Below are 20,556 nucleotides of genomic sequence, written 5' to 3'. Positions count from 1 at the left end.
ATGATTCAGTGAAATTCTCCAACGCAGCCTTTCGGAGTCCCGCGGACACCCCTTCTGACCAGCCGGCCGGGCCGACCGGGCCGTCCCACCCGGTGTCGGCCGGGTGCGCCGCCGGAGACCGACACCTTCCTCCTCTTCTTTGCGTGCTTGCGGAGCCGACCCATGCTCACGACCCTGAACACCGCCTACAGCGACACGCGCGCGGCCGACCTCGCCTGGGCCCTGGGGCGGGAACCGCTGCCCGCGCTGGCCGCGCTCGACCTCGAACTGACCGGCGCGAAGCTTCAGTTGCGACTGCTCGGCGCGTCCCACCAGGTGCTTCTGGAGGAGGAGCGCGGCATCTGCTCGGAGACGGTGGCCTGTATGCCCGGCAGCAGCACACCCCTGCCGCTCGGGGTGGCCAAGCGGGTGGGTGACTGGGAGTACGAGTTCGCGGCCCGCGTGGAGATGCTGCTGCCGGGTCAGTTCGCAGCCCGCGCACAGGAGTTGCTGGCCCTCGTCGCCGACCACCCGCACGGCCTCGCCGGGGTCTTCCCCGGCAGCCCGCACGCCTTCACCGCGATGCTCGCCCACCATCACGAGGGACAGGTGCACTGGCGGACCTGGCACGCGTACCCGCAGGACGGCCAGTTGGTGGCCACCCGGACCAGGGTGGGGGTACGGACGGTCGTCGCCACACCACGCCGCCGGGCGGGATCTCTGCGCTCCTGAGGCAAACGTTCCCCGCGTCAACACCACACGTGTGGGTGACCCAGCGTGCCCCAGGCGTAACGTACCGTCGGCAACGTGATCGAACCGCACGCGCCCGCCCCGCCCGGTGCCCCGCCACCCTGGGCCGGCCCCGCGCGGCTCCCGGTCCGGCCGGGCACGGGACGGTTCCTGGTCCTCGCGGGCGTCTTCGTCTGCGCCGCCTGCGGACTCGTCTACGAACTCGAACTCGTCGCCCTCGCCGCGTACTTGATCGGTGACTCGGTCACCCAGGCCTCCGTCGTGCTGTCCGTCATGGTCTTCGCGATGGGCATCGGCTCCCTCGTCGCCAAACGGCTGCGCCCCTACGCGGCGGCCGGCTTCGGCGCCATCGAGGCCGTCCTCGCCCTGGTCGGCGGCTGCAGCGCGCTCGCCCTGTACGCCGTCTTCGCCTGGACCGGCGACTGGGGCGGCCTGTGGGCCAACGGCCCCCGCTGTCTCCTCGTCGCCTTCTCCCTCACCATCGGCCTGCTGATCGGCGCCGAGATCCCCCTGCTGATGGAGCTGATCCAGCGCATCCGGCGGCAGGACGCGGGCGGCGCGGTGGCCGACCTGTTCGCCGCGGACTACGTCGGCGCCCTCGTCGGCGGCCTCGCCTTCCCCTTCCTGCTCCTGCCCCTGCTGGGCCAGTTGACCTCGGCCCTGATTACCGGCGCCGTCAACGCGATCGCCGGCGGCGCGCTCGTCCTCGGCCTGTTCCGGCGCGACCTCACCCGCCGCGCCCGCTGGCTCCTGGTCATCGCCAACATCACCGTCCTCGGCGTCCTCGCCTCCGCCGCCGTCCTCGTCGACGACTTCGAACGAGCCGCCCGGCACGCCGTGTACGGCCGGGACGTACGCGTGGCGGTCCAGACCGACCTCCAGGAGGTCGTCATCACCGGCGGCACCCACGGCCGCCCCCTCGACCTCTTCCTCGACGGGCGGCTACGGGTCAGCGGCCGCGACGAACGCCGCTACCACGAGGCGCTGGTCCACCCCGCGATGAGCGGCGAGCACAGTCGCGTGCTGATCCTCGGCGGCGGCGACGGACTGGCGCTGCGCGAGGTCCTGCGCCACCCCGGGGTGCACCGCGTCGACGTCGTCGAGGTCGACCCGGAGGTGGTGCGCCTCGCCCGCCGGGACCCGCCCCTGGCCACCCTCAACGGCCATGCCTACGACGACGAACGCGTCCACGTCATGACCGGCGACGCCTTCCAGTGGCTGCGCGCGGCACCACGGGCGACGTACGACGTCGTCCTCTCCGACCTGCCCGACCCCGGCATCACGGCCAGCACCAAGCTGTACTCGCAGGAGCTCTACGGCCTCGCCCGCCGCGCCCTGACCCCGGCCGGCCGCCTCGCCGTGCACGCCGGGCCGGTCTCCTCCCGGCCCCGCGTCTTCTGGACCGTCGACGCCACGCTGCGCGCCGCGGGGCTGCGCACCGCCCGGTACAGCGTCAGAGGCACGGGCGGGAGTCAGGGAGGGCGCGGCTACGGCTTCACGGCGGGGCCCGACCGTTCGGCGGGGCCGACGCGGACGCCGGAGGACTGGGGATTCATCCTGGCCGGCCGGGGGGAGCGGCCGGTGCTGCGGCTCGAGGCGGGGGAGGGAGCGCCGCGGCTGGGGACGTTGACGCGGGAGGGGCTGGTGACGGGGGCGCGGGCGGCGGAGGGGACGCGGGTCGGGGGGCTGGCGGCTTCGACGCTGGTGCATCCGCGGTACTCGGGGTAGCCGGGCTGCTGGGGGGGCGGTCGGTGAGAATCCCCGGATGTTTCGGGTGCGCTTCTCGCCATGCTGGGTAGGCTCGGGCCTCATGGAGCATGAGGTGTTCGTTCCGGTTGCGGCCGAGCGGCTCAGGGAGGTGCTGGCCGATCCCGTACGGGTCGCCCGGGCCGTCCCCGGGCTCCAGCAGGACGCCGGTGCCGAGCCCGTCGCCGGGCGGCTGAAGGTGCGGGTCGGCGGTCACACCATCACCTATCGGGGTGCCGCTCGGGTGTCCGCGCGGGAGGACGGGTCGTACGTCGTCGAGGGCGACGCGACCGAGGCGCGCGGTACCGGGTCGGTGAAGCTCGCGCTCACGGTGTGGGTGCGGGAGGCCGAGGAGGGCGGCTCGGGGGCGACGGTGCGGTTCGAGGGGTCGGCGTCGGCGGACGGGCGGGTCGCGGAGTTCTCGGCCGACGCGGTGTCGGCGGCTGTGGGGCGGCTGCTGAACCGGTTCGGGGAGCAGTTGGGGGGCGTGGCGGGTCAGGAGCACGACGGTGACGTCGAGGACGGGAGTCCTGCCGACGGGACTGCCGACAGGGCTGCCGACGGGACTGCCGGGGAGGTTGTCGACGAGACCGCTGACGAGGGCTTGGCGCCGGGGGAGTTCGAGACGCGGGTCACCAGTGACTTCGAGACGACGCCGGATGCGGAGGATGCCGCGGTGCCGGCGGATGCCGGTGACGCGGAGCCTGCTGTCGCTGAGGCGGCTCATGCTCGGCGGACGATGATCGGGCGGAGCGCGGAGGAAGTGGACCATGCGCCGCCGCGGGGGCGGTATGCGCCGGTTCCCGCGCCGCAGACGGTTGTGCCGAGTTCGGCGTTGCGGTGGGCTGCGCCGGCGGCCGCGGTGGTGTTGGCCTCGGCGATCGTGGTGAGCCGGGTGATGCGCCGTCGCCGGTGACTTCTCCGCCCCCGCCGCCCCTACCCGTCCCATCCCTGGGGGCTGCGCTCCCAGACCCCCTGACCGGCCCTGCGGGCCTCGTCCGCAAACGCCGGACGGGCTGAAGGCCTTCAGGGGCGCGGGGCTGTGCCGATATGCGGCTCCGCCGCGTGGGCGCGACCAGCCCCCACCGGCCCGCACCCGAGGAACGACCCCGGGGGGGGCGAAGGGGCGGAGCCCCTGGGGATGGGACGGGTAGGGGCGGCGGGGGCGATGATCGGCCCAGTAGGGTCGTGCCGTGAGTAACGAACACATCACGCTGACCGCGGGTGACGCGGAGGTGGACGTGCTGCCGGGTAACGGTGGGCGGGTCGGGGGACTTCGGGTCGCGGGACGGGAGTTGCTGCGGCAGGGAGAGCGGTTCGGGTGCTTTCCGATGGTTCCCTGGTGCGGGCGGATTCGGGACGGGCGGTTCCTGGACGGCGCCGCGGTGCGGCAGATGCCGTTGAACGCGCCGCCGCACGCCATCCACGGCACCGTGCGCGACGGCGTCTGGAAGGTCGCCCGGGTCACCGGTGACGAGGCCGTCATCACGTACGACCTGGTCGAGCCGTGGCCCTACGCCGGCCGGGTCACGCAGGTCGTGCGGCTCACGGAGGACAATCTCAGCCTGACCATGGCCGTCGAGACGTACGAGACGTCCTTCCCGGCGCAGATCGGCTGGCACCCCTGGTTCAACCGGAACCTCGGCGGGGAAGGGGCGCAGGACGTCCGGGTCGACTTCACGCCCGGGTGGCAGGAGGAGCGGGGGGAGGACCACCTGCCCACGGGGGAGCGGATCGCGCCGCTCCCCGGGCCCTGGGACGACTGTTTCGGGATGCCGGACGGGGTCGACGTCACGCTCACCTGGCCGGGGCAGCTGGAGCTGAGGGTGAGCAGCCGGGAGGAGTGGGTGGTCGTGTACGACGAGCAGGAGGCCGCCGTGTGCGTCGAGCCGCAGACCGGGCCGCCCAACGGGCTCAACACCATGCCCCGCCTGGTCACGCCCCTGGAGCCGCTCGAGGCCACGACCGTCTGGAGCTGGCGGCGCCTCTAAGCTGGGCGGCATGACTGACGTACGTGGCGAGCTGCTGGAACAGATCAAGAACAAGGCCGTGGTGCATGGGAAGGTGACGCTGTCGTCGGGGCTGGAGGCCGACTACTACGTCGATCTCCGGCGCGTCACCCTTGACGGGGAGGCCGCTCCGCTCGTCGGGCAGGTGCTGCTCGATCTGACGGCGGAGCTGGAGTTCGACGCGGTGGGCGGGCTGACCATGGGCGCCGACCCCGTCGCCGCCGCGATGCTGCACGCCGCCGCCGCGCGGGGCAGGCGGCTGGACGCCTTCGTGGTGCGCAAGGCCGCGAAGGCGCACGGCATGCAGCGCCGGGTCGAGGGGCCGGACATCGCCGGGCGGCGCGTGCTCGTCGTCGAGGACACCTCCACCACCGGGGGTTCGCCGCTCACCGCCGTCGAGGCCGTGCGCGAGGCCGGTGCCGAGGTCGTGGCCGTGGCGACGATCGTCGACCGGGCCACCGGTGCCGCGGAGAAGATCCAGGAGGGCGCCGGAGTGCCGTACCTGTTCGCGTTCTCCAAGGACGAGCTGGGCCTGGACTGAGACGACACTCGGAGCATCCCGGTTCGTCTGGAAAGATGGCCCCGACGACGACGTCACAACCCCCCCAAGGTCTAGGTCAGGGCCGTAAGAAGAACGCCGTACGCAGTACGTCAACCCGCACACTCCAAGGAGCGGACAGATGCCCATCGCAACCCCCGAGGTCTACAACGAGATGCTCGACCGGGCGAAGGCAGGCAAGTTCGCCTACCCGGCCATCAACGTGACCTCCTCCCAGACCCTGCACGCGGCCCTGCGCGGCTTCGCGGAGGCGGAGAGCGACGGCATCATCCAGATCTCCACGGGTGGTGCGGAGTTCCTCGGCGGCCAGCACAGCAAGGACATGGTCACCGGCGCCGTCGCCCTCGCCGAGTTCGCGCACATCGTCGCCAAGAAGTACGACATCACCGTCGCCCTGCACACCGACCACTGCCCGAAGGACAAGCTCGACGGGTACGTACGCCCGCTGCTCGCCGTGTCCGAGGAGCGCGTCGCGCGCGGGGAGAACCCCCTCTTCCAGTCGCACATGTGGGACGGCTCGGCCGAGACCCTCGCCGACAACCTCTCCATCGCGCAGGAGCTGCTGGAGCGCGCCCGCGCCGCGCGGATCATCCTCGAGGTCGAGATCACCCCGACCGGCGGCGAGGAGGACGGCGTCTCGCACGAGATCAACGACTCGCTGTACACGACCGTCGACGACGCCATCCGCACCGTCGAGGCCCTCGGCCTGGGCGAGAAGGGCCGCTACCTGCTCGCCGCGTCCTTCGGCAACGTCCACGGCGTCTACAAGCCGGGCAACGTCGTCCTGCGCCCCGAGCTGCTGAAGGAGCTCAACGAGGGCGTCGCCGCCAAGTACGGCAAGGCGTCCCCGTTCGACTTCGTCTTCCACGGCGGCTCCGGCTCCACCGCCGAGGAGATCGCGACCGCGCTGGAGAATGGCGTCGTCAAGATGAACATCGACACCGACACCCAGTACGCCTTCACGCGTCCGGTGGCGGCCCACATGTTCCAGAACTACGACGGCGTCCTCAAGGTCGACGGCGAGGTCGGCAACAAGAAGACCTACGACCCGCGCACCTGGGGCAAGCTCGCCGAGGCGTCCATGGCCGCGCGTGTGACCGAGGCCTGCGGCAACCTGCGCTCCACGGGCACGAAGATCAAGTAACCGTACGCATTCACCGTACGTGTTCGGTGAGCCCGTCGCCTGTCTACGGCGGCGGGCTCGCTGTATACCTGGGGGCATGCCCGACGTCCGGCTGGCCTCACCGCAGGGCAAGTGGATCCTGCTCACCACCGTCCTCGGGTCCAGCATGGCGATGCTGGACTCGACCGTCGTCAACGTCGCCCTCCCGCGTATCGGCGAGGACCTGGACGCCGACCTCGCGGCGCTCCAGTGGACGGTCAACGCGTACATGCTCACGCTGGCCGGGCTGATCCTGCTCGGCGGCTCGCTGGGGGACCGGTACGGGCGGCGTCGGATCTTCGTGGTGGGCGTGGTGTGGTTCGCCGTGGCCTCACTGCTGTGCGGGATCGCCCCGAACGCCGGGGTCCTCATCGCGGCCAGGGCGCTCCAGGGCATCGGCGGGGCGCTGCTCACGCCGGGCTCGCTGGCGCTCATCCAGGCGTCCTTCCACCCCGACGACCGGGGGCGGGCCGTCGGCCTGTGGTCCGGTTTCGGGGGCATCGGCGCCGCGGTGGGCCCGTTCGTGGGCGGCTGGCTGGTGGACGGGCCGGGCTGGCGCTGGGTGTTCCTGCTCAATGTCCCGGTGGCGCTGGTGTGCGTACCCGTCGCCGTGCGGCATGTCCCGGAGTCGGGGGACGGCCGTGCCCACGGGGCCCGCTTCGACGTGCTCGGCGCGGCCCTCGGCGCGCTGTCGCTCGCCCTGGTGACGTACGCGCTGATCGAGGCCCGGTCGGGTTCGCTGGTCGTGGCCCTCGCCGCGGTGGGGGGTGTGGTGGCCGGGGTCGCGTTCGTGTACGTCGAGCACCGTCGTCCCGACCCGATGATGCCGCTGGACATCTTCAGGTCCCGGCAGTTCACGGCGGTCAACCTCGTCACCCTCTGCGTCTACGCGGCCTTCGGCGGCTTCTTCTTCCTCGCCGCCCTCCAGCTCCAGGTCGTCGTCGGCTACTCCGCGCTCGGCGCCGGTACGGCCCTGCTGCCGACGACCGCGCTGATGCTGCTGTTCTCGGCCCGTTCGGGTGCCCTAGCCGACCGGATCGGGCCCCGGATCCCGCTGACGGTGGGGCCGCTGCTGTGTGCGGCCGGGATGCTGCTGATGCTGCGGGTCGGTCCCGACGCCTCGTACCTCCTCGACGTCCTTCCCGCCCTGCTCGTTCTCGGGCTCGGCATGGTCACCCTGGTGGCTCCTCTGACAGCCACCGTGCTCGCCTCCGTCGACACCGCCCGTGCGGGGCTGGCCAGCGGGGTCAACAACGCGGCGGCCCGGGCGGCGGGGCTGGTCGCGGTGGCCGCGCTGCCGTTGCTCGCCGGGATGGGGGAGGAGGCGTATCGGTCGCCGGGCGCCTTCGACGACTCGTTCGGGCGGGCGATGGTGTGGTGTGCGGGGACCCTCGTGGTCGGTGCCGTGGTCGCCTTCGCGACGGTGCGTCCCCTCCCGCCGGACTGCCGCAAACCGGAATGCCTCCACCACGGCTCGATCACGGCTCCGCCGTTGGAGGGGGTGCGGGGGAGGGGGCGGTTGACCGTGGAGGAGGACGGCCCCGCCTAGCCGGTTCCCCTCGCCCCCGCCGCCCTACCCGTCCCATCCCTGGGGGCTGCGCCCCCAGACCCCCGCTGTCGGCCCTCCGGGCCTCGTCCTCGAACGCCGGACGGGCTGAAAGATCCAGGCCCGGCAAATCCAGCCCCTCCGGCGTTTGAGGAGCGGGTTCTGGGGCGGAGCCCCAGAAAGGGGCGCGGGGCTGTGTCGATATGCGGCTCCGCCGCGTGGGCGCGACCAGCCCCCCCCGGCCCGCACCCGAAGGACGACCGGCCGGGGTCGAAGGGGCGGAGCCCCTGGGGATGGGACGGGTAGGGGCGGCGGGGGCGAGGGACTGTGCGCGGTGCCGGGGCCATGGCCCACACTTGGGCCATGGCCATTCACGAAAACCTTCTCGGGGGCCCGCCCCCGACCCACCTCCCCGACGACCCGGAGCCGCGCGAGCTCCTCGCCGGCGGCACGGCCCCCGCGGACGTCGCCGCGAAGTACCCCACCTCCTCCCTGGCCTGGGCCCAGCTGGCCGACGAGGCGTTCGAGCGCGGCAGCGTCGTGGAGTCGTACGCATACGCCCGCACGGGCTACCACCGCGGCCTGGACGCCCTGCGCCGCAGCGGCTGGAAGGGCCACGGCCCGGTCCCCTGGGAGCACGAGCCGAACCGCGGCTTCCTGCGCGCCCTGCACGCCCTCGCCCGCGCCGCCGGCTCCATCGGCGAGCAGCAGGAGTACGAGCGCTGCACGCAGTTCCTGAAGGACTCCTCGCCGACGGCGGCCCAGACCCTGGGCTAGGCCCCGCCCGGCGCGACAGACAGCCCCCACGTGAGGCCCGCCGTGTGACCCAGGCGGGCCTTGCGATGCGGGGGGAGATACCTGAGGATGCCGGGTGGGGACCGGGGCCCCTTTGTCGATAACGGCAGGGCGGACCGCTACCCGGAGTTACACAGGAGACAGCGATGTCCCAGCCTCAGGAGTTCGAGGCTCCCAATCTCGACTTCGCGGGTACGACGCCGTACGAGGACTACGTCAAGGCGGACGTGCTCACCCACCTCCAGCACACCCTCTCCGACGACCCCGGAGAGATGGTCTTCCTGGTCACGACCCAGGTGATGGAGCTGTGGTTCACGGTCATCGTCCACGAGTGGGAGACCGCGGCGCGGGCGCTGCGCGAGGACCGGCCGGCCGTGGCGATCGACGCCCTGAAGCGTTCCGTACGGGAACTGGACGCCCTGAACGCCTCCTGGAAGCCCCTCGGCCAGCTCACGCCGGCCCAGTTCAACGCGTACCGCAGCGCCCTCGGCGAGGGCTCCGGCTTCCAGTCCGCGATGTACCGCCGGATGGAGTTCCTGCTCGCCGAGAAGTCCGCGTCCATGCTGGTCCCGCACCGCGGCGCCCCGCGCGTCCACGCGGAACTGGAGAAGGCCCTGCACGAGCCGAGCCTCTACGACGAGGTGCTGCGCTTCCTCGCCCGGCGCGGCTGCCCGGTCCCGCGGAGCGTGCTGACGCGCGACGTCTCCCAGCGGTACGAGCCGTCGGACGCGGTGGAGGCCGTGTGGACCGACATCTACTCCGGTGACCAGAACTCCGAACTCACCCGCCTCGGCGAGGCGTTGACCGACGTCGCCGAACTGGTCTGGCGCTGGCGCAACGACCACCTGGTCGCCACCCGGCGCGCGATGGGCGCCAAGTCCGGCACGGGCGGCTCGGCCGGGGTGGCCTGGCTGGAGAAGCGGGCGCGGAAGAACGTCTTCCCGGAGCTGTGGACGGCGAGGTCCCATGTCTGAGTTCGGAGAAGGGGTCGGGGCACAGGTCGCGGAAGGGGTCAAGGCAGGCTCCGGGCCGGTGTTCGCGGAACTCGCCGTCAAGGCGGAGAAGCTGGACGCGTCGGACGAACTCGCCGCCAAGCGCGCGGAGTTCGTGCTCGACGAGTTCGTCTACCTCGACGGCAACTCGCTGGGCGCCCTCCCGGCGAACGTGCCGGGCCGGGTCGAGGACGTTGTCCTGCGGCAGTGGGGCCGGCTGCGGATCCGGTCCTGGGACGAGAGCGGCTGGTGGACCGCGCCCGAGCGGATCGGCGACCGGATCGCCCCGCTGGTCGGCGCGGCGCCGGGCCAGATCGTGGTCGGCGACTCGACAAGTGTCAACGTCTTCAAGGCACTTGTGGCGGCCGTCCGGATGGCCGAATCCGTGGAGGCCTCCGGTCCCGGCCGGGACGAGATCCTCGTCGACGCGACCACCTTCCCCACGGACGGGTACATCGCCGAGTCGGCGGCGCGCCTGACCGGCCGTACGCTGCGCCCCGTGACGCCCGCCGAGGTGCCGGCCGCGCTGAGCGACCGTACGGCCGCCGTCCTGCTGAACCACGTCGACTACCGCACCGGCAGGCTGCACGACCTGCCCTCCCTCACGGCCGCGGTGCACGCGGCGGGGGCGTACGCCGTCTGGGACCTCTGCCACAGCGCGGGCGCGCTGCCGGTCGGCCTGGACGAGCACGGGGTCGACCTGGCGGTCGGCTGCACGTACAAGTACCTGAACGGCGGGCCGGGTTCACCGGCGTACCTGTACGTACGCCGGGACCTCCAGGACCGCTTCGACTCGCCGCTGCCCGGCTGGAACTCGCACGCCGACCCGTTCGGCATGCGCGGCGACTTCACCCCGGCCGACGGCGCGCCGCGCGGTCGCGTCGGCACGCCGGACATCCTCTCCATGCTGGCCCTGGAGGCCGCGCTGGAGGTCTGGGACGGGGTGTCGATCGAGGCGGTACGGGCCAAGTCGCTCGCGCTGACGGACTTCTTCCTGGAGTGCGTCGCGGCCTATGTCCCCGAGGGGCGCGTGGAGTCGGTGACTCCGGTGGCCCACGGGGAGCGCGGCAGCCAGGTGGCGCTCAGGTGCGAGGGCGCCGGGGACGTGATGAAGGCGCTGGTCGAGCGTGGTGTGGTGGGCGACTTCCGCCGCCCGGACGTGCTGCGCTTCGGGTTCACGCCGCTGTACGTCGGGTTCGCGGACGTGGAGCGGGCGGCTCGGGTGCTGGCGCGGGTGGTGGCCGCACGGGTGCCGTAGCCCTCGTGCGGCCGTCGGTGGCGGAGGCCGGGGCGGTGCGTCAAACGACGTACGCCCCTGCCACCGCAGCCGCGTGCGCGGCCCGCGCGGCGCGCTCCGCGGCGGGGGTGTCGGGGACCACGCCGGTCGTCAGCAACTGGTAGTAGAGGGGCGCCGACACCGCCCGTACGACCTCCTCGGCGTCCGTCCCGACCGGCAACTCGCCCCGCGCGACGCCCTGTTCGACGCACGGCGCCCACTCGGCCACCCGCACCTCGTAGAACCGGCGGAGCGCCTGCGCCGTACGTTCGTCGCAGGTCGCGGCGGCGATGACGGCGCGGAACAGGGCGCCCTGGCGGGGATCGGCCAACGTCCGCTGCACCAGAGCGGCGTTGGCCCGCAGGTCCCCCAGGACGGACCCGGTCTCCTCGCGCGGCAGCGACTGTTCGGCCATGTCGGCGAGCAGGTCGGCCACCAGCCCGGTCACCGAGCCCCAGCGGCGGTACACGGTCGTCTTGCCGACCTCGGCGCGGCGGGCCACGTCGGCGAGATCGAGGCCGTCGAAACCCTGTTCCACCAGGATGTCCCCGGCCGTCCGCAGCACGGCCGCACGGACACGCGCGGTGCGCCCTCCGGGACGTACGGTGCCGGGTTCGGCGGACATATCGGCCTCCTTGGTGCGGGGACGGGCTGCGGCGCGGCCGCGAGGACAGCGTAACGAAACGACAGAACCGTTTACCCCTCACCCAGCGTGACATCCGCGTGTCCACGCACGTCACCCGCCTGATACCGTCCCCGCCAACGGCCGAATTCCCACCTGGTCCGCCACCCCCGCTTCCGTCCAAAACCGTTTCGTCGCTGAGAGGTTGGAGCATGCCGGACGACGTCGCAGCAGCCCGGGCCGCCGCCGAAGAGGAGTCCGTCTTCTCGCACCCGCCCGTCGACCCCGACGCCATCGCCACCTACGGTGACCATCCCGACCAGGTGATCGACTTCTACGCGCCACGCGGTGAGTCCACTCCCGGCGACCAGGTCCCGCTGGTCGTCGTCCTGCACGGCGGGGCTTGGCGGACGCCGTACGACCGGCGGCATGTCACGCCGTTCGCGGACTTCCTCGCGCGGCGGGGGTTCGCGGTGGCCAACGTGGAGTACCGGCGGGGGGCGGAGGCCGGGGACGGCTCGGGTGATGCGGGTGCCGTCGGCGGGCCGGTCGCCGGGCGGTGGCCGGACACCTTCGACGACATCGCCGCCGCGCTGGACGCGCTGCCCGCGCTCGTACGGGAGACGCTCCCACAGGCCGACCCGCGCCGCACCGTCCTCACCGGCCACTCCGCCGGCGGCCACCTGGCCCTCTGGGCCGCGGCCCGCCATGTCCTGCCCGCCGACTCCTCCTGGCGCACCGACCGACCCGCGCCCCTGCGCGGCGTGGTCGCCCTGGCCCCGATCGCCGACTTCACGGTCGCCGTCAAGCTGGACGTCTGCGGGGGCGCCGCGCGGCAACTCCTCGGCGGGGCAGTGGAGTTCGCCGAGCGGCAGCCCTACGCCGATCCCGCGCTCCTGCTCCCGACCGGCATCGCGACCACCCTCGTCCAGGGCCGCGCTGACGACGTCGTCCCGCAGGCGGTCGCAGAGTCCTACGCGGACGCGGCGGCGAAGGCGGGGGAGATGGTCGGGCTGACGCTGCTGGAAGAGGTCGGCCACTTCCCGCTGATCGATCCGGCGGCGGACGCGTGCGCGGTGGTGGTGGAGGAGATCGCGCAGTTGGCGTGGTGAGACGGTGAGTGTCTCCCGGAAGGTCCCGGAAGCCTCCCGGAAGGGGTAGGCCCCTTCATACCCGTAATACCTGAGAGCTACGTCGCAGGTGAGCTCCCTGGCGTGACGCGGACGACCGAGGCCGATCCGTAACTTCCCCTCCAGACAAGCCCGATGGCCGGGCGGACGGGAAGGGAAGTCGACCATGGGGCGCACTGCGGAAGCCGCCGAGGCGAACGCGTCGGACAAGGGCCGCCGGCCCCACAGACTGCGACGGGCCCTCCTCGCCGCGCTGATCACCGGTGCCGTGGTCGTCCCGCTGTCCGGGGCCTCGCGCCCGGAGATACCCGCTCCGGTCCCGGCCGCCCTGGCCACCCCGGTGACAGCGGCGACGCTGGACGAGGCGTACGCCGCGAATCGGGCCAACGCCGCCGAGGCGTCCCGTATGGCCGCGGCGCACGGTGACCGTGAACGCGCCGCCGCGGACCGTGCGATGGCCGACCCGGCCCGGCACTTCCTCTCCTTCGACGGCCGTGGCGCAGGCATGGCGACGGAGGTCTTCGGTGACCTGGCGCGGGCCGACCGTGTCGCCGTGCTGGTGCCCGGATCCGACACCTCCATCGACACATACGACCGTTTCCGCGACGCCGCCCGCGCCCTGCACGAGCGGCTCACCCGGCAGGCCCCGCGGGGCACGCGCACCGCGGTGGTGGCCTGGCTCGGCTACGAGACACCGGCCACGGTCAGCACCACGGTCACGACGCCGGGCCGGGCTGAGGAAGCGGCCCCGAGGCTACGGGAGTTCGTACGGCAGCTGCGTGCGGTGACGGCCGGCAAGCAGGCGCGCGTCTCCCTGCTGTGCCACTCCTACGGCTCGGTGGTCTGCGGGCGCGCCGCCCCCCACCTCGCCGTGGACGACATCGCCCTGGTCGGCAGCCCCGGCACCGGCGCCGACACCGCCGCTGCCCTGCGCACCCCGGCCCGCGTCTGGGCGGCCCGCGGCAGCGACGACTGGGTGGCGGAGGTCCCGCACATCAGGCTCGACCTGCTCGGCACGACGGTCGGTTTCGGCACCGACCCGGTCTCCCCGTCCTTCGGCGCCCGGGTCTTCGCGGCGGGCACGGGCGGTCACAGCGACTACTTCCGGCCGGGTTCGACCTCCCTGGCGAACCTGACCCGCATCGTCCTCGGCCAGACTCCGGAGGCACCCCATGTCTGAGTCCACGGCGTCCACAGCGTCCCCGCCGTCCCTGTCATCCCCGTCGTCCCTGTTGACGGGCGTCCGGCGGGGCGCCGCCCGCGTCGACGCCGCCACCCCCGCCCGACGGGACCGGGCCGTCGACGCCCTGCGGGCCTTCGCCATTCTCGGCGTGGTCCTCGGCCACTGGCTGGTCACGGCGCTGGTGGCGGACGGTGACGGCACCGGCCTGCACACCGCGAGCCCGCTGCGGCACCTGCCCTGGCTGGCCCCGATCTCCTGGGTCTTCCAGACGCTCGCCGTGTTCTTCCTGGTCGGCGGCCATGTCGCGACCCGCGGCTACACCTCGGCCCGGGCGCGCGGGACAACGTACGGGCGGTGGCTGAGGTGCCGGCTGTCCCGCCTGTTCAAACCCGTGGCGGCCGTCCTCACCCTGTGGACAGCGGTGTCGGCTCTGCTGTTCCTGTCGGGCACGGACGTCGACACGATCCACACCCTGGCCGGACTGGCTCTGTCCCCCCTGTGGTTCCTGCTGGTCTTCGCGGCGCTGACGGCGGCGACGCCGCTCCTGCTCCGGCTCAACCCTCTGTGGCCCCTGGCCGTCGTCCTCCATGTGGACCTCCTCCGCTTCGGACTGGGCGCCCCGGCCTGGCTCGGCTGGGTGAACGTGGCGGCCGGCTGGCTGGTGCCGTACACCCTGGGCGCGGCCTGGACCCGCGGTGAGCTGGAGCGCCGTCGTGCGGGCTGGATACTGCTGACGGGCGGCGCGGCGACGACGGCCGCGCTGGTCGTCTGGGCGGGCTATCCGGCGTCGATGCTCGGCGTCCCCGGCGCGGGCATCTCCAACCTCAACCCGCCGACGCTGGCCGCCGTGGCCTTCGGGCTGGCCCAGTGCGGCCTCGCCCTGCTGCTGCGCGAACCCCTGCGCCGCGCGATGAGCCGTCCGCTGGCCTGGGCGGCGGTGGCCCTGCTCGACCTGTCCGCGATGACGGTCTTCCTCTGGCACCAGACGGCCCTGATGGCCACCACGGCCACCCTCCTGCCGACGGGCCACCTCCCCGGCCTGCACACCGCCCCCGACGACCTGGGCTGGGTGGCGGCCCGCCTGGCCTGGCTGCCCCTGTTCACCCTGGCCCTGGCCCTGTGCTGGACGGCGTTCCGCGGCTATGAACAGGGCCCCCGCCGCTGCACCGGCCGCCGGTCCAGGATCGTCCGGTCCCGCCCGGCCGCTCGCGGCAGTGACATGAAGGAACACCACCATGCCTAGGGTTGGACACGTGACGGAGACGGGGACCCAGCGCTCGTTCGCGAGCCGAGTGCGGCGCTGGCTGCGCGTACTGCGCGACGACCTGTGGACCCTCGAGGCCGACCCGCTGCCCCGCTCCGGCCGGTTGCGCCTGCTGCCGCACGCCGTCCTGTGCCTGGCCGCGCTCGGCATCACCATCGGCGACACGGCACAGCTCCAGGACAACGGGCGGCTGGCCTTCGGGCTGGCCTTCCCGATCGCGATCGCCCAGGGCGGCGCGGTGGTGCTCGCCCTGCGGCGGCCGATCCCGGCCTGGTGGCTGTCGCTGGCGGCCACCCTGCTCGGCGCCCTCATGGTGCGCCAGCGGCTGCTGGCGGGGGACGCGCATGATTTCACCTGGCCGTGGACGGCGGCCGGGCTCATCGCGCACCTCGTCGTACTGCTGCTGCTCGCCCTGCGCGTGCCCGCGCGGGTGGCGGCCGAGGCGCTCGCCGTGTCCCTGCTGGTCACCTACGTGCTGCACAACATCGTGGGCGCGCCGGAGCAGCAGGGCACTGCGGTGCTCGCCATCCTGCTGTTCGCGGTCGCCGCGGCGCTCGGCATGGCGCTGCGCGGTCGCAGGGAGGCCAAGGCCGAACTCGGCCGGCAGGCCACGATCACCGCCGAGGAGCGGGCCCGGCGCACCCTGCTGGAGGAGCGCGCCAACATCGCCCGCGAACTGCACGACGTGGTCGCCCACCACATGTCGGTGATCTCCATCCAGGCCCAGGTCGCCCCGCATCTGGTGGAGAACCCCTCCGAGGAGCTGAAGGAGAACCTCGCGGGCATCCGGCAGAACGCCCTGGACGCGCTCACCGAACTGCGCCATGTGCTGGGCGTCCTGCGCTCAGAGAACCGCGAGGACCCCTACGGCCTCGGCGAGCCCGGCACCGGAGCCGCCCCCGACGCCCCCCAGCCCATGCTCGACCGGCTCGACGCCCTCATCGAGAACACCCGTGCCGCCGGACTGGACGTCGTCACCGACGTCAGCGGCGAGGCTGCCCCCTACCCCACGGGAGTGGAGCTGTCCGCCTACCGGATCGTCCAGGAGGCGCTCAGCAACGCGCTGCGGCACGCCCCCGGATCGGAGGTGCGGGTCGAGATCTCCCACGACTTCCACGGGCTGAGTCTGGGCGTCGTCAACTCCCGTCCGCAACGGGCCGTGCCGCCGTCCCCCGGGGCGGGACACGGTCTGCTGGGCATGCGCGAGCGAGCGACGATGCTGGGTGGCCGGCTCACCGCGGCCCCCACCGAGCAGGGCGGTTTCGCGGTGTCGGCCTTCCTCCCGCGGGGCGACGCCCCGCCGACCGTCCACCCCTGACAGGAGAACCGACCCCATGACGAGCAGCCCCATCCGCGTACTCATCGCCGACGACCAGCAGATGGTCCGGCAGGGATTCACCGTGCTGCTCAACACCAAGCCCGACATCGACGTGGTCGGCCAGGCGGTCGACGGCCTGGACGCGGTCGAGAAGGTCGCCGAGCTCACCCCCGACGTCGTCCTGATGGACATCCGGATGCCCGAGCTCGGCGGCATCGAGGCCACCCGCCGCATCACCACGGCGACACCGCAGATCAGGGTGCTGGTGCTGACCACCTTCGACCTCGACGAGTACGTGTACGAGGCGCTGCGCGCGGGCGCCTCGGGGTTTCTGCTGAAGGACGCCTCCGCCGACCAGCTGGCCGAGGCGGTCCGGGTCGTGGCGGCCGGTGACGCCCTCCTCGCGCCGGGCATCACCCGCCGTCTGATCACCGAGTTCTCCCGCCTGGACAAGCGGCCCCGGGCCCCGCTGAAGCAGCGGGTCGGTGAGCTGACCGAACGCGAGACGGAGGTGCTCGCGCTGATCGCGCAGGGCCTGTCGAACGCGGAGATCGCCGAGCGCCTGGTCGTGGCCGAGCAGACCGTGAAGACCCATGTGGGCCGGATCCTGGTGAAGCTGGGGCTGCGGGACCGGACGCAGGCGGCGGTGTTCGCGTTCGAGTCGGGTCTGGTGCGGCCCTCGGGACGCTGAGCGCGGGCCCCGCCGTCCCGTCCTCGCCGCCGCGTCCCGGCCGTCCCGTTCCGAACGCCACATCCGGGTGCCACCAGCGGCGATACCCGTAGTACCTGAGATGGACCTGCGGTGACCCCTCTCACTGGGGACGACCGCGACACCGCCTTGCGCCTACCTTTCTGTACGTGACCGAGACGACTCACCTGCAGACACCGCCGCCGGGGGACGGGCCCAAGCCGCGCAGCCCGGAGTTCCGGCTGGCCGCGGACGCCCTGCAAGGGCTGCGGCAGGACCTGTTCCACGACGCCTTCGCCTACCGTCCGCTGCGGCGGATGCGGGTGGACGGCCCGCTGACCCGCCGGCTGCCCAGCCGTCTGCGCGAGTACGCGGCCTGGACACCGCACGCCGTGATCACCGCGGTGGCCATGCTCACCATGTTCATCGGCAGTGTCGACACCAACGGGCCGGCCCTGCTGGTGGGACCGCTCTGCGCGATCCCGATCCTGCTGACCATGGCACGGCCCGTCGGAGCGTTCTGGCTGTCCATGGCCGCCACCCCGGTCGTCGCCGTGATCGGCGGCGCGGGCGAGTGGCCGTGGATGCCGGGCAGCCTCGCCTGCCATCTGACCGTGCTGACGGTCGTCGCCATCCGCACCAGGCCCCGCACGGCGGCATGGATGTGGGGGGTGACGGGGGCGTACGGCCTCATGGCGGACGCCGGTCTCGGCGGCGGCTACTACGGCACGAACACCGGCCCCATGATGGTCATCTCCACGATGGTCCTCCTCGTCGTCGCCCTGTGGCACATACGCCGCGACGCCCGGCAGGAGGTCACCGCCCAGCTGACCGTGACCGCGCAGGAGCGCTCCAAGCGGACCCTGCTGGAGGAGCGCACGACGATCGCGCGGGAGCTGCACGACGTCGTCGCCCACCACATGTCGGTCGTCGCCATCCAGGCGGAGGCCGCCCCCTACCGGGTGGAGAACCCACCGCCGGAGCTGGAGCGGGCCTTCGTCACCATCCGGGAGAACGCGGTGGCGGCGCTCACCGAACTGCGCCGCATCCTGGGCGTCGTCCGAGCCGAGGACTACGAGGCGCCGGACGCCCCGCAGCCCACCCTGGCCGACCTGGACGCGCTCCTGGCGAACGTGCGGGACGCGGGACTGACCGTCGAGAAGACGACGACCGGCGCCGTCCGCGAGCTGCCGCCGGGCGTGGAGCTGTCGGCGTACCGGATCGTGCAGGAGGCACTCAGCAACAGCCTGCGGCACGCGCCCGGCGCGAGCGCCCGGGTGGAGATCGGGTACGTGCTCGGCGGCCTCGGACTGCGCATAGTCAACGGCCCGCCGCCCGCGCCGTCCCTGGTGAAGCCCTCACCGGGTGCGGGGCACGGCATCACCGGGATGCGCGAACGCGTCACCATGCTGGCCGGTGAGATGACGGCGGGCCGGACGAAGGACGGCGGCTACGAGGTGGCCGTGTTCCTGCCGGTCGCCACGACGACAGAGGACGGCTCATGAGCATCCGCGTGCTGATCGCGGACGACCAGATGATGGTGCGCGAAGGCTTCTCGGTCCTGCTGAACGCGATGCCGGACATCGAGGTCGTCGGCGAGGCGGTCAACGGCCGGGAGGCGGTGGACCGGGTCCGTGAGCTCTCCCCCGACATCGTGCTGATGGACATCCGCATGCCGGAGCTGAACGGCATCGAGGCGACCCGCGAGATCGTCGCCGCCGACAGCACGTCCAAGGTGCTGGTGCTGACCACCTTCGACCTCGACGAGTACGTGTACCAGGCGCTGCGCGCGGGCGCCTCCGGCTTCCTGCTGAAGGACGCCTCGGCCCGCCAGCTCGCCGACGGGGTCAGGGTGGTGGCGGCCGGCGAGGCCCTCCTCGCGCCCTCCGTCACCCGGCGGCTGATCACGGAGTTCTCCAAGCTGTCCGACTCCCCGCGCCTGATGTCCTCCGCGCACGCGGCGTACGGCGACCTGACCGAGCGGGAGACCGAGGTGCTCGTGCTGATCGCACAGGGCCTGTCGAACTCGGAGATAGCCGAGCGGCTGGTGGTCGCCGAGTCGACGATCAAGACCCACGTCAGCCGGATCCTGGTCAAGTTGGGCCTGCGGGACCGTACGCAGGCGGCGGTGTTCGCGTACGAGGCACGGCTGGTCACACCGGGCTGAACGGCACGCCCCTGCCGCCCGAACCCCTGGTCAGACAGGGGGAGCCCGGGCTAACGTCCGGACATGGCAGCTCCTTCCGCCCTCGTCTTCGACCCGTGGGACCCGGCGTTCCTGGCCGACCCGTACCCCGCCTACGCCGAACTGCGTGCCCGGGGCCGGGTGCACTACTACGAGCCAACGAACCAGTGGCTGGTCCCGCACCACGCGGACGTGTCGGCGCTGCTGCGCGACCGCCGCCTGGGCCGGACGTACCAGCACCGGTTCACCCATGAGGACTTCGGGCGGACGGCGCCGCCGGCGGAGCACGAGCCGTTCCATGTCCTCAACGACCACGGGATGCTCGATCTGGAGCCGCCGGACCACACCAGGATCCGACGGCTGGTGTCGAAGGCGTTCACGCCGCGCACGGTGGAGCGGCTGAGGCCGTATGTGCGGCAGTTGGCGGGCGAGCTGGTGGCCGGGCTGGTCGAGGCGGGCGGCGGCGACCTGCTGACGGACGTGGCCGAGCCGCTGCCGGTCGCGGTGATCGCCGAGATGCTGGGCATCCCCGAGTCGGACCGGGCGCCGCTGCGGCCCTGGTCGGCGGACATCTGCGGAATGTACGAGCTGAACCCGTCGCAGGAGACGGCCACGAAGGCGGTCCGGGCCTCGGTCGAGTTCTCGGAGTACCTCCGCGAGCTGATCGCGGCCCGTCGCAAGGAGCCGGGGGACGACCTGATCTCGGGCCTGATCCAGGCGCACGACGAGGGCGACCGCCTCACCGAGCAGGAGATGATCTCCACGGCCGTCCTCCTCCTCAACGCCGGACACGAGGCCACGGTGAACGCCACGGTCAACGGCTGGTGGGCCCTGTTCCGCAACCCCGGCCAGCTCGCGGCCCTGCGCGCGGACCACTCCCTGATCCCGTCGGCGATCGAGGAGCTGATGCGCTACGACACCCCGCTGCAGCTCTTCGAACGCTGGGTCCTGGACGAGATCGAGATCGACGGCACGGTGATCCCGCGGGGCGCGGAGATCGCGATGCTGTTCGGCTCCGCGAACCACGACCCCGAGGTCTTCGCGGACCCCGCCCGCCTCGACCTCACCCGCGAGGAGAACCCGCACATCTCCTTCAGCGCCGGCATCCACTACTGCATCGGGGCGCCGCTGGCCCGGATCGAGCTGGCGGCGTCGATGACGGCGCTGCTGGAACAGGCGCCGACGCTGCGACTTGCCGCGGAGCCGGCGCGGAAGCCGCACTTTGTGATTCGGGGGTTGGAGGGGTTGCGTGTCGAGGTGGGGTGATCACTCAGTCGGATGATCGCCGAGCGAATCCTGATCGATGGTCGTCGGCGGCTCGTCAAGCTGGTGCCTGCCTGCGAAGGGAGGCA

19 protein-coding genes are annotated in these 20,556 nt (G+C 72.7%); 18 read left to right on the top strand and 1 reads right to left on the bottom strand.

Annotation, left to right across the window (positions count from 1 at the left end):
* Positions 1–162 precede the first annotated feature (162 nt).
* The 10 genes from ACFZBP_RS07065 to kynU all read left to right on the top strand — a co-directional run bounded on the left by ACFZBP_RS07065 (position 163) and on the right by kynU (position 10,796).
* Positions 163–711 carry a DUF2617 family protein gene (locus tag ACFZBP_RS07065; RefSeq protein WP_391410712.1) on the top strand — a complete coding sequence of 183 codons (549 nt, stop codon included), beginning with the start codon at positions 163–165 and terminating at the stop codon, positions 709–711.
* A gap of 75 nt (positions 712–786) precedes the next feature.
* Positions 787–2,457 (top strand): polyamine aminopropyltransferase, encoded by a 1,671-nt coding sequence (locus ACFZBP_RS07060; RefSeq protein ID WP_391410710.1) that lies wholly within the window; start codon positions 787–789, stop codon positions 2,455–2,457.
* An 82-nt stretch (positions 2,458–2,539) separates the two neighbouring features.
* The gene (locus tag ACFZBP_RS07055) at positions 2,540–3,391 is read left to right on the top strand and encodes an SRPBCC domain-containing protein (RefSeq protein WP_391410708.1); all 852 of its coding nucleotides are present in this window, start codon (positions 2,540–2,542) and stop codon (positions 3,389–3,391) included.
* Between the two features lie 277 nt (positions 3,392–3,668).
* Positions 3,669–4,466 (top strand): aldose 1-epimerase, encoded by a 798-nt coding sequence (locus ACFZBP_RS07050; RefSeq protein ID WP_391410706.1) that lies wholly within the window; start codon positions 3,669–3,671, stop codon positions 4,464–4,466.
* Positions 4,467–4,476: 10 nt separating this feature from the next.
* Positions 4,477–5,025: an orotate phosphoribosyltransferase gene (gene pyrE / locus ACFZBP_RS07045; RefSeq protein ID WP_383456419.1), complete on the top strand. Its 549-nt coding sequence runs from the start codon at positions 4,477–4,479 to the stop codon at positions 5,023–5,025.
* A 139-nt stretch (positions 5,026–5,164) separates the two neighbouring features.
* Entirely contained in the window at positions 5,165–6,187 is a 1,023-nt protein-coding gene (fbaA, locus tag ACFZBP_RS07040) for a class II fructose-bisphosphate aldolase (protein WP_383456421.1), read from the top strand.
* A gap of 76 nt (positions 6,188–6,263) precedes the next feature.
* Positions 6,264–7,754, top strand: a complete 1,491-nt coding sequence (locus tag ACFZBP_RS07035; protein WP_391410703.1) for a DHA2 family efflux MFS transporter permease subunit — start codon at positions 6,264–6,266, stop codon at positions 7,752–7,754.
* 360 nt (positions 7,755–8,114) lie between these two features.
* Positions 8,115–8,528, top strand: coding sequence for a DUF3151 family protein (locus ACFZBP_RS07030; RefSeq protein WP_391410701.1), 414 nt, complete (start codon positions 8,115–8,117; stop codon positions 8,526–8,528).
* A gap of 164 nt (positions 8,529–8,692) precedes the next feature.
* The gene (locus ACFZBP_RS07025) at positions 8,693–9,520 is read left to right on the top strand and encodes a tryptophan 2,3-dioxygenase family protein (RefSeq protein WP_391410699.1); all 828 of its coding nucleotides are present in this window, start codon (positions 8,693–8,695) and stop codon (positions 9,518–9,520) included.
* Positions 9,513–10,796, top strand: coding sequence for a kynureninase (gene kynU / locus ACFZBP_RS07020; RefSeq protein WP_391410697.1), 1,284 nt, complete (start codon positions 9,513–9,515; stop codon positions 10,794–10,796). The genes ACFZBP_RS07025 and kynU overlap by 8 nt, the downstream gene beginning before the upstream one ends.
* A gap of 40 nt (positions 10,797–10,836) precedes the next feature.
* On the opposite strand, the gene ACFZBP_RS07015 is transcribed toward kynU, so the two are convergent.
* A complete protein-coding gene (locus ACFZBP_RS07015) occupies positions 10,837–11,439 on the bottom strand; it encodes a TetR/AcrR family transcriptional regulator C-terminal ligand-binding domain-containing protein (protein ID WP_391410695.1) in 603 nt (200 codons plus the stop codon).
* Between the two features lie 209 nt (positions 11,440–11,648).
* Between ACFZBP_RS07015 and ACFZBP_RS07010 the strand changes: the two genes are divergently transcribed.
* From ACFZBP_RS07010 to ACFZBP_RS06975, 8 genes are all read left to right on the top strand, one after another.
* Positions 11,649–12,548: a prolyl oligopeptidase family serine peptidase gene (locus ACFZBP_RS07010; RefSeq protein WP_391410692.1), complete on the top strand. Its 900-nt coding sequence runs from the start codon at positions 11,649–11,651 to the stop codon at positions 12,546–12,548.
* A 184-nt stretch (positions 12,549–12,732) separates the two neighbouring features.
* Positions 12,733–13,746: an alpha/beta hydrolase gene (locus ACFZBP_RS07005; protein WP_391410690.1), complete on the top strand. Its 1,014-nt coding sequence runs from the start codon at positions 12,733–12,735 to the stop codon at positions 13,744–13,746.
* Entirely contained in the window at positions 13,739–14,992 is a 1,254-nt protein-coding gene (locus tag ACFZBP_RS07000) for an acyltransferase family protein (RefSeq protein WP_391410688.1), read from the top strand. Before ACFZBP_RS07005 ends, ACFZBP_RS07000 begins: the two co-directional genes overlap by 8 nt.
* On the top strand, positions 14,985–16,331 hold the full coding sequence (locus ACFZBP_RS06995) for a histidine kinase (RefSeq protein ID WP_391410686.1): 1,347 nt from the start codon (positions 14,985–14,987) through the stop codon (positions 16,329–16,331). The genes ACFZBP_RS07000 and ACFZBP_RS06995 overlap by 8 nt, the downstream gene beginning before the upstream one ends.
* Positions 16,332–16,347: 16 nt before the next feature.
* Complete coding sequence (locus tag ACFZBP_RS06990; RefSeq protein WP_383456455.1) at positions 16,348–17,022, top strand: response regulator; 675 nt, start codon at positions 16,348–16,350, stop codon at positions 17,020–17,022.
* Between the two features lie 167 nt (positions 17,023–17,189).
* Complete coding sequence (locus ACFZBP_RS06985; protein ID WP_391410683.1) at positions 17,190–18,524, top strand: histidine kinase; 1,335 nt, start codon at positions 17,190–17,192, stop codon at positions 18,522–18,524.
* On the top strand, positions 18,521–19,186 hold the full coding sequence (locus ACFZBP_RS06980; protein ID WP_383456462.1) for a response regulator: 666 nt from the start codon (positions 18,521–18,523) through the stop codon (positions 19,184–19,186). Before ACFZBP_RS06985 ends, ACFZBP_RS06980 begins: the two co-directional genes overlap by 4 nt.
* A 63-nt stretch (positions 19,187–19,249) precedes the next feature.
* Positions 19,250–20,470, top strand: coding sequence for a cytochrome P450 (locus tag ACFZBP_RS06975; RefSeq protein WP_391410681.1), 1,221 nt, complete (start codon positions 19,250–19,252; stop codon positions 20,468–20,470).
* The last annotated feature ends 86 nt before the right edge of the window (positions 20,471–20,556 follow it).

Source organism: Streptomyces sp. NPDC008086 (genome assembly GCF_042957325.1).
In the GTDB taxonomy this organism is placed as follows: Bacteria; Actinomycetota; Actinomycetes; order Streptomycetales; family Streptomycetaceae; genus Streptomyces.
This window is presented reverse-complemented; position numbering and strand designations above follow the sequence as displayed.

What these genes read in the sequence shown, in the direction of transcription:
- ACFZBP_RS07065 (WP_391410712.1), top strand. Translation starts at nt 163, where the DNA reads ATGCTCACGACCCTGAACACCGCCTACAGCGACACGCGCGCGGCCGAC.
- ACFZBP_RS07055 (WP_391410708.1), top strand. Translation starts at nt 2,540, where the DNA reads ATGGAGCATGAGGTGTTCGTTCCGGTTGCGGCCGAGCGGCTCAGGGAG.
- pyrE (WP_383456419.1), top strand. Translation starts at nt 4,477, where the DNA reads ATGACTGACGTACGTGGCGAGCTGCTGGAACAGATCAAGAACAAGGCC.
- fbaA (WP_383456421.1), top strand. Translation starts at nt 5,165, where the DNA reads ATGCCCATCGCAACCCCCGAGGTCTACAACGAGATGCTCGACCGGGCG.
- ACFZBP_RS07035 (WP_391410703.1), top strand. Translation starts at nt 6,264, where the DNA reads ATGCCCGACGTCCGGCTGGCCTCACCGCAGGGCAAGTGGATCCTGCTC.
- ACFZBP_RS07030 (WP_391410701.1), top strand. Translation starts at nt 8,115, where the DNA reads ATGGCCATTCACGAAAACCTTCTCGGGGGCCCGCCCCCGACCCACCTC.
- ACFZBP_RS07025 (WP_391410699.1), top strand. Translation starts at nt 8,693, where the DNA reads ATGTCCCAGCCTCAGGAGTTCGAGGCTCCCAATCTCGACTTCGCGGGT.
- kynU (WP_391410697.1), top strand. Translation starts at nt 9,513, where the DNA reads ATGTCTGAGTTCGGAGAAGGGGTCGGGGCACAGGTCGCGGAAGGGGTC.
- ACFZBP_RS07015 (WP_391410695.1), bottom strand. Translation starts at nt 11,439, where the DNA reads ATGTCCGCCGAACCCGGCACCGTACGTCCCGGAGGGCGCACCGCGCGT.
- ACFZBP_RS07010 (WP_391410692.1), top strand. Translation starts at nt 11,649, where the DNA reads ATGCCGGACGACGTCGCAGCAGCCCGGGCCGCCGCCGAAGAGGAGTCC.
- ACFZBP_RS07005 (WP_391410690.1), top strand. Translation starts at nt 12,733, where the DNA reads ATGGGGCGCACTGCGGAAGCCGCCGAGGCGAACGCGTCGGACAAGGGC.
- ACFZBP_RS07000 (WP_391410688.1), top strand. Translation starts at nt 13,739, where the DNA reads ATGTCTGAGTCCACGGCGTCCACAGCGTCCCCGCCGTCCCTGTCATCC.
- ACFZBP_RS06995 (WP_391410686.1), top strand. Translation starts at nt 14,985, where the DNA reads ATGCCTAGGGTTGGACACGTGACGGAGACGGGGACCCAGCGCTCGTTC.
- ACFZBP_RS06990 (WP_383456455.1), top strand. Translation starts at nt 16,348, where the DNA reads ATGACGAGCAGCCCCATCCGCGTACTCATCGCCGACGACCAGCAGATG.
- ACFZBP_RS06980 (WP_383456462.1), top strand. Translation starts at nt 18,521, where the DNA reads ATGAGCATCCGCGTGCTGATCGCGGACGACCAGATGATGGTGCGCGAA.
- ACFZBP_RS06975 (WP_391410681.1), top strand. Translation starts at nt 19,250, where the DNA reads ATGGCAGCTCCTTCCGCCCTCGTCTTCGACCCGTGGGACCCGGCGTTC.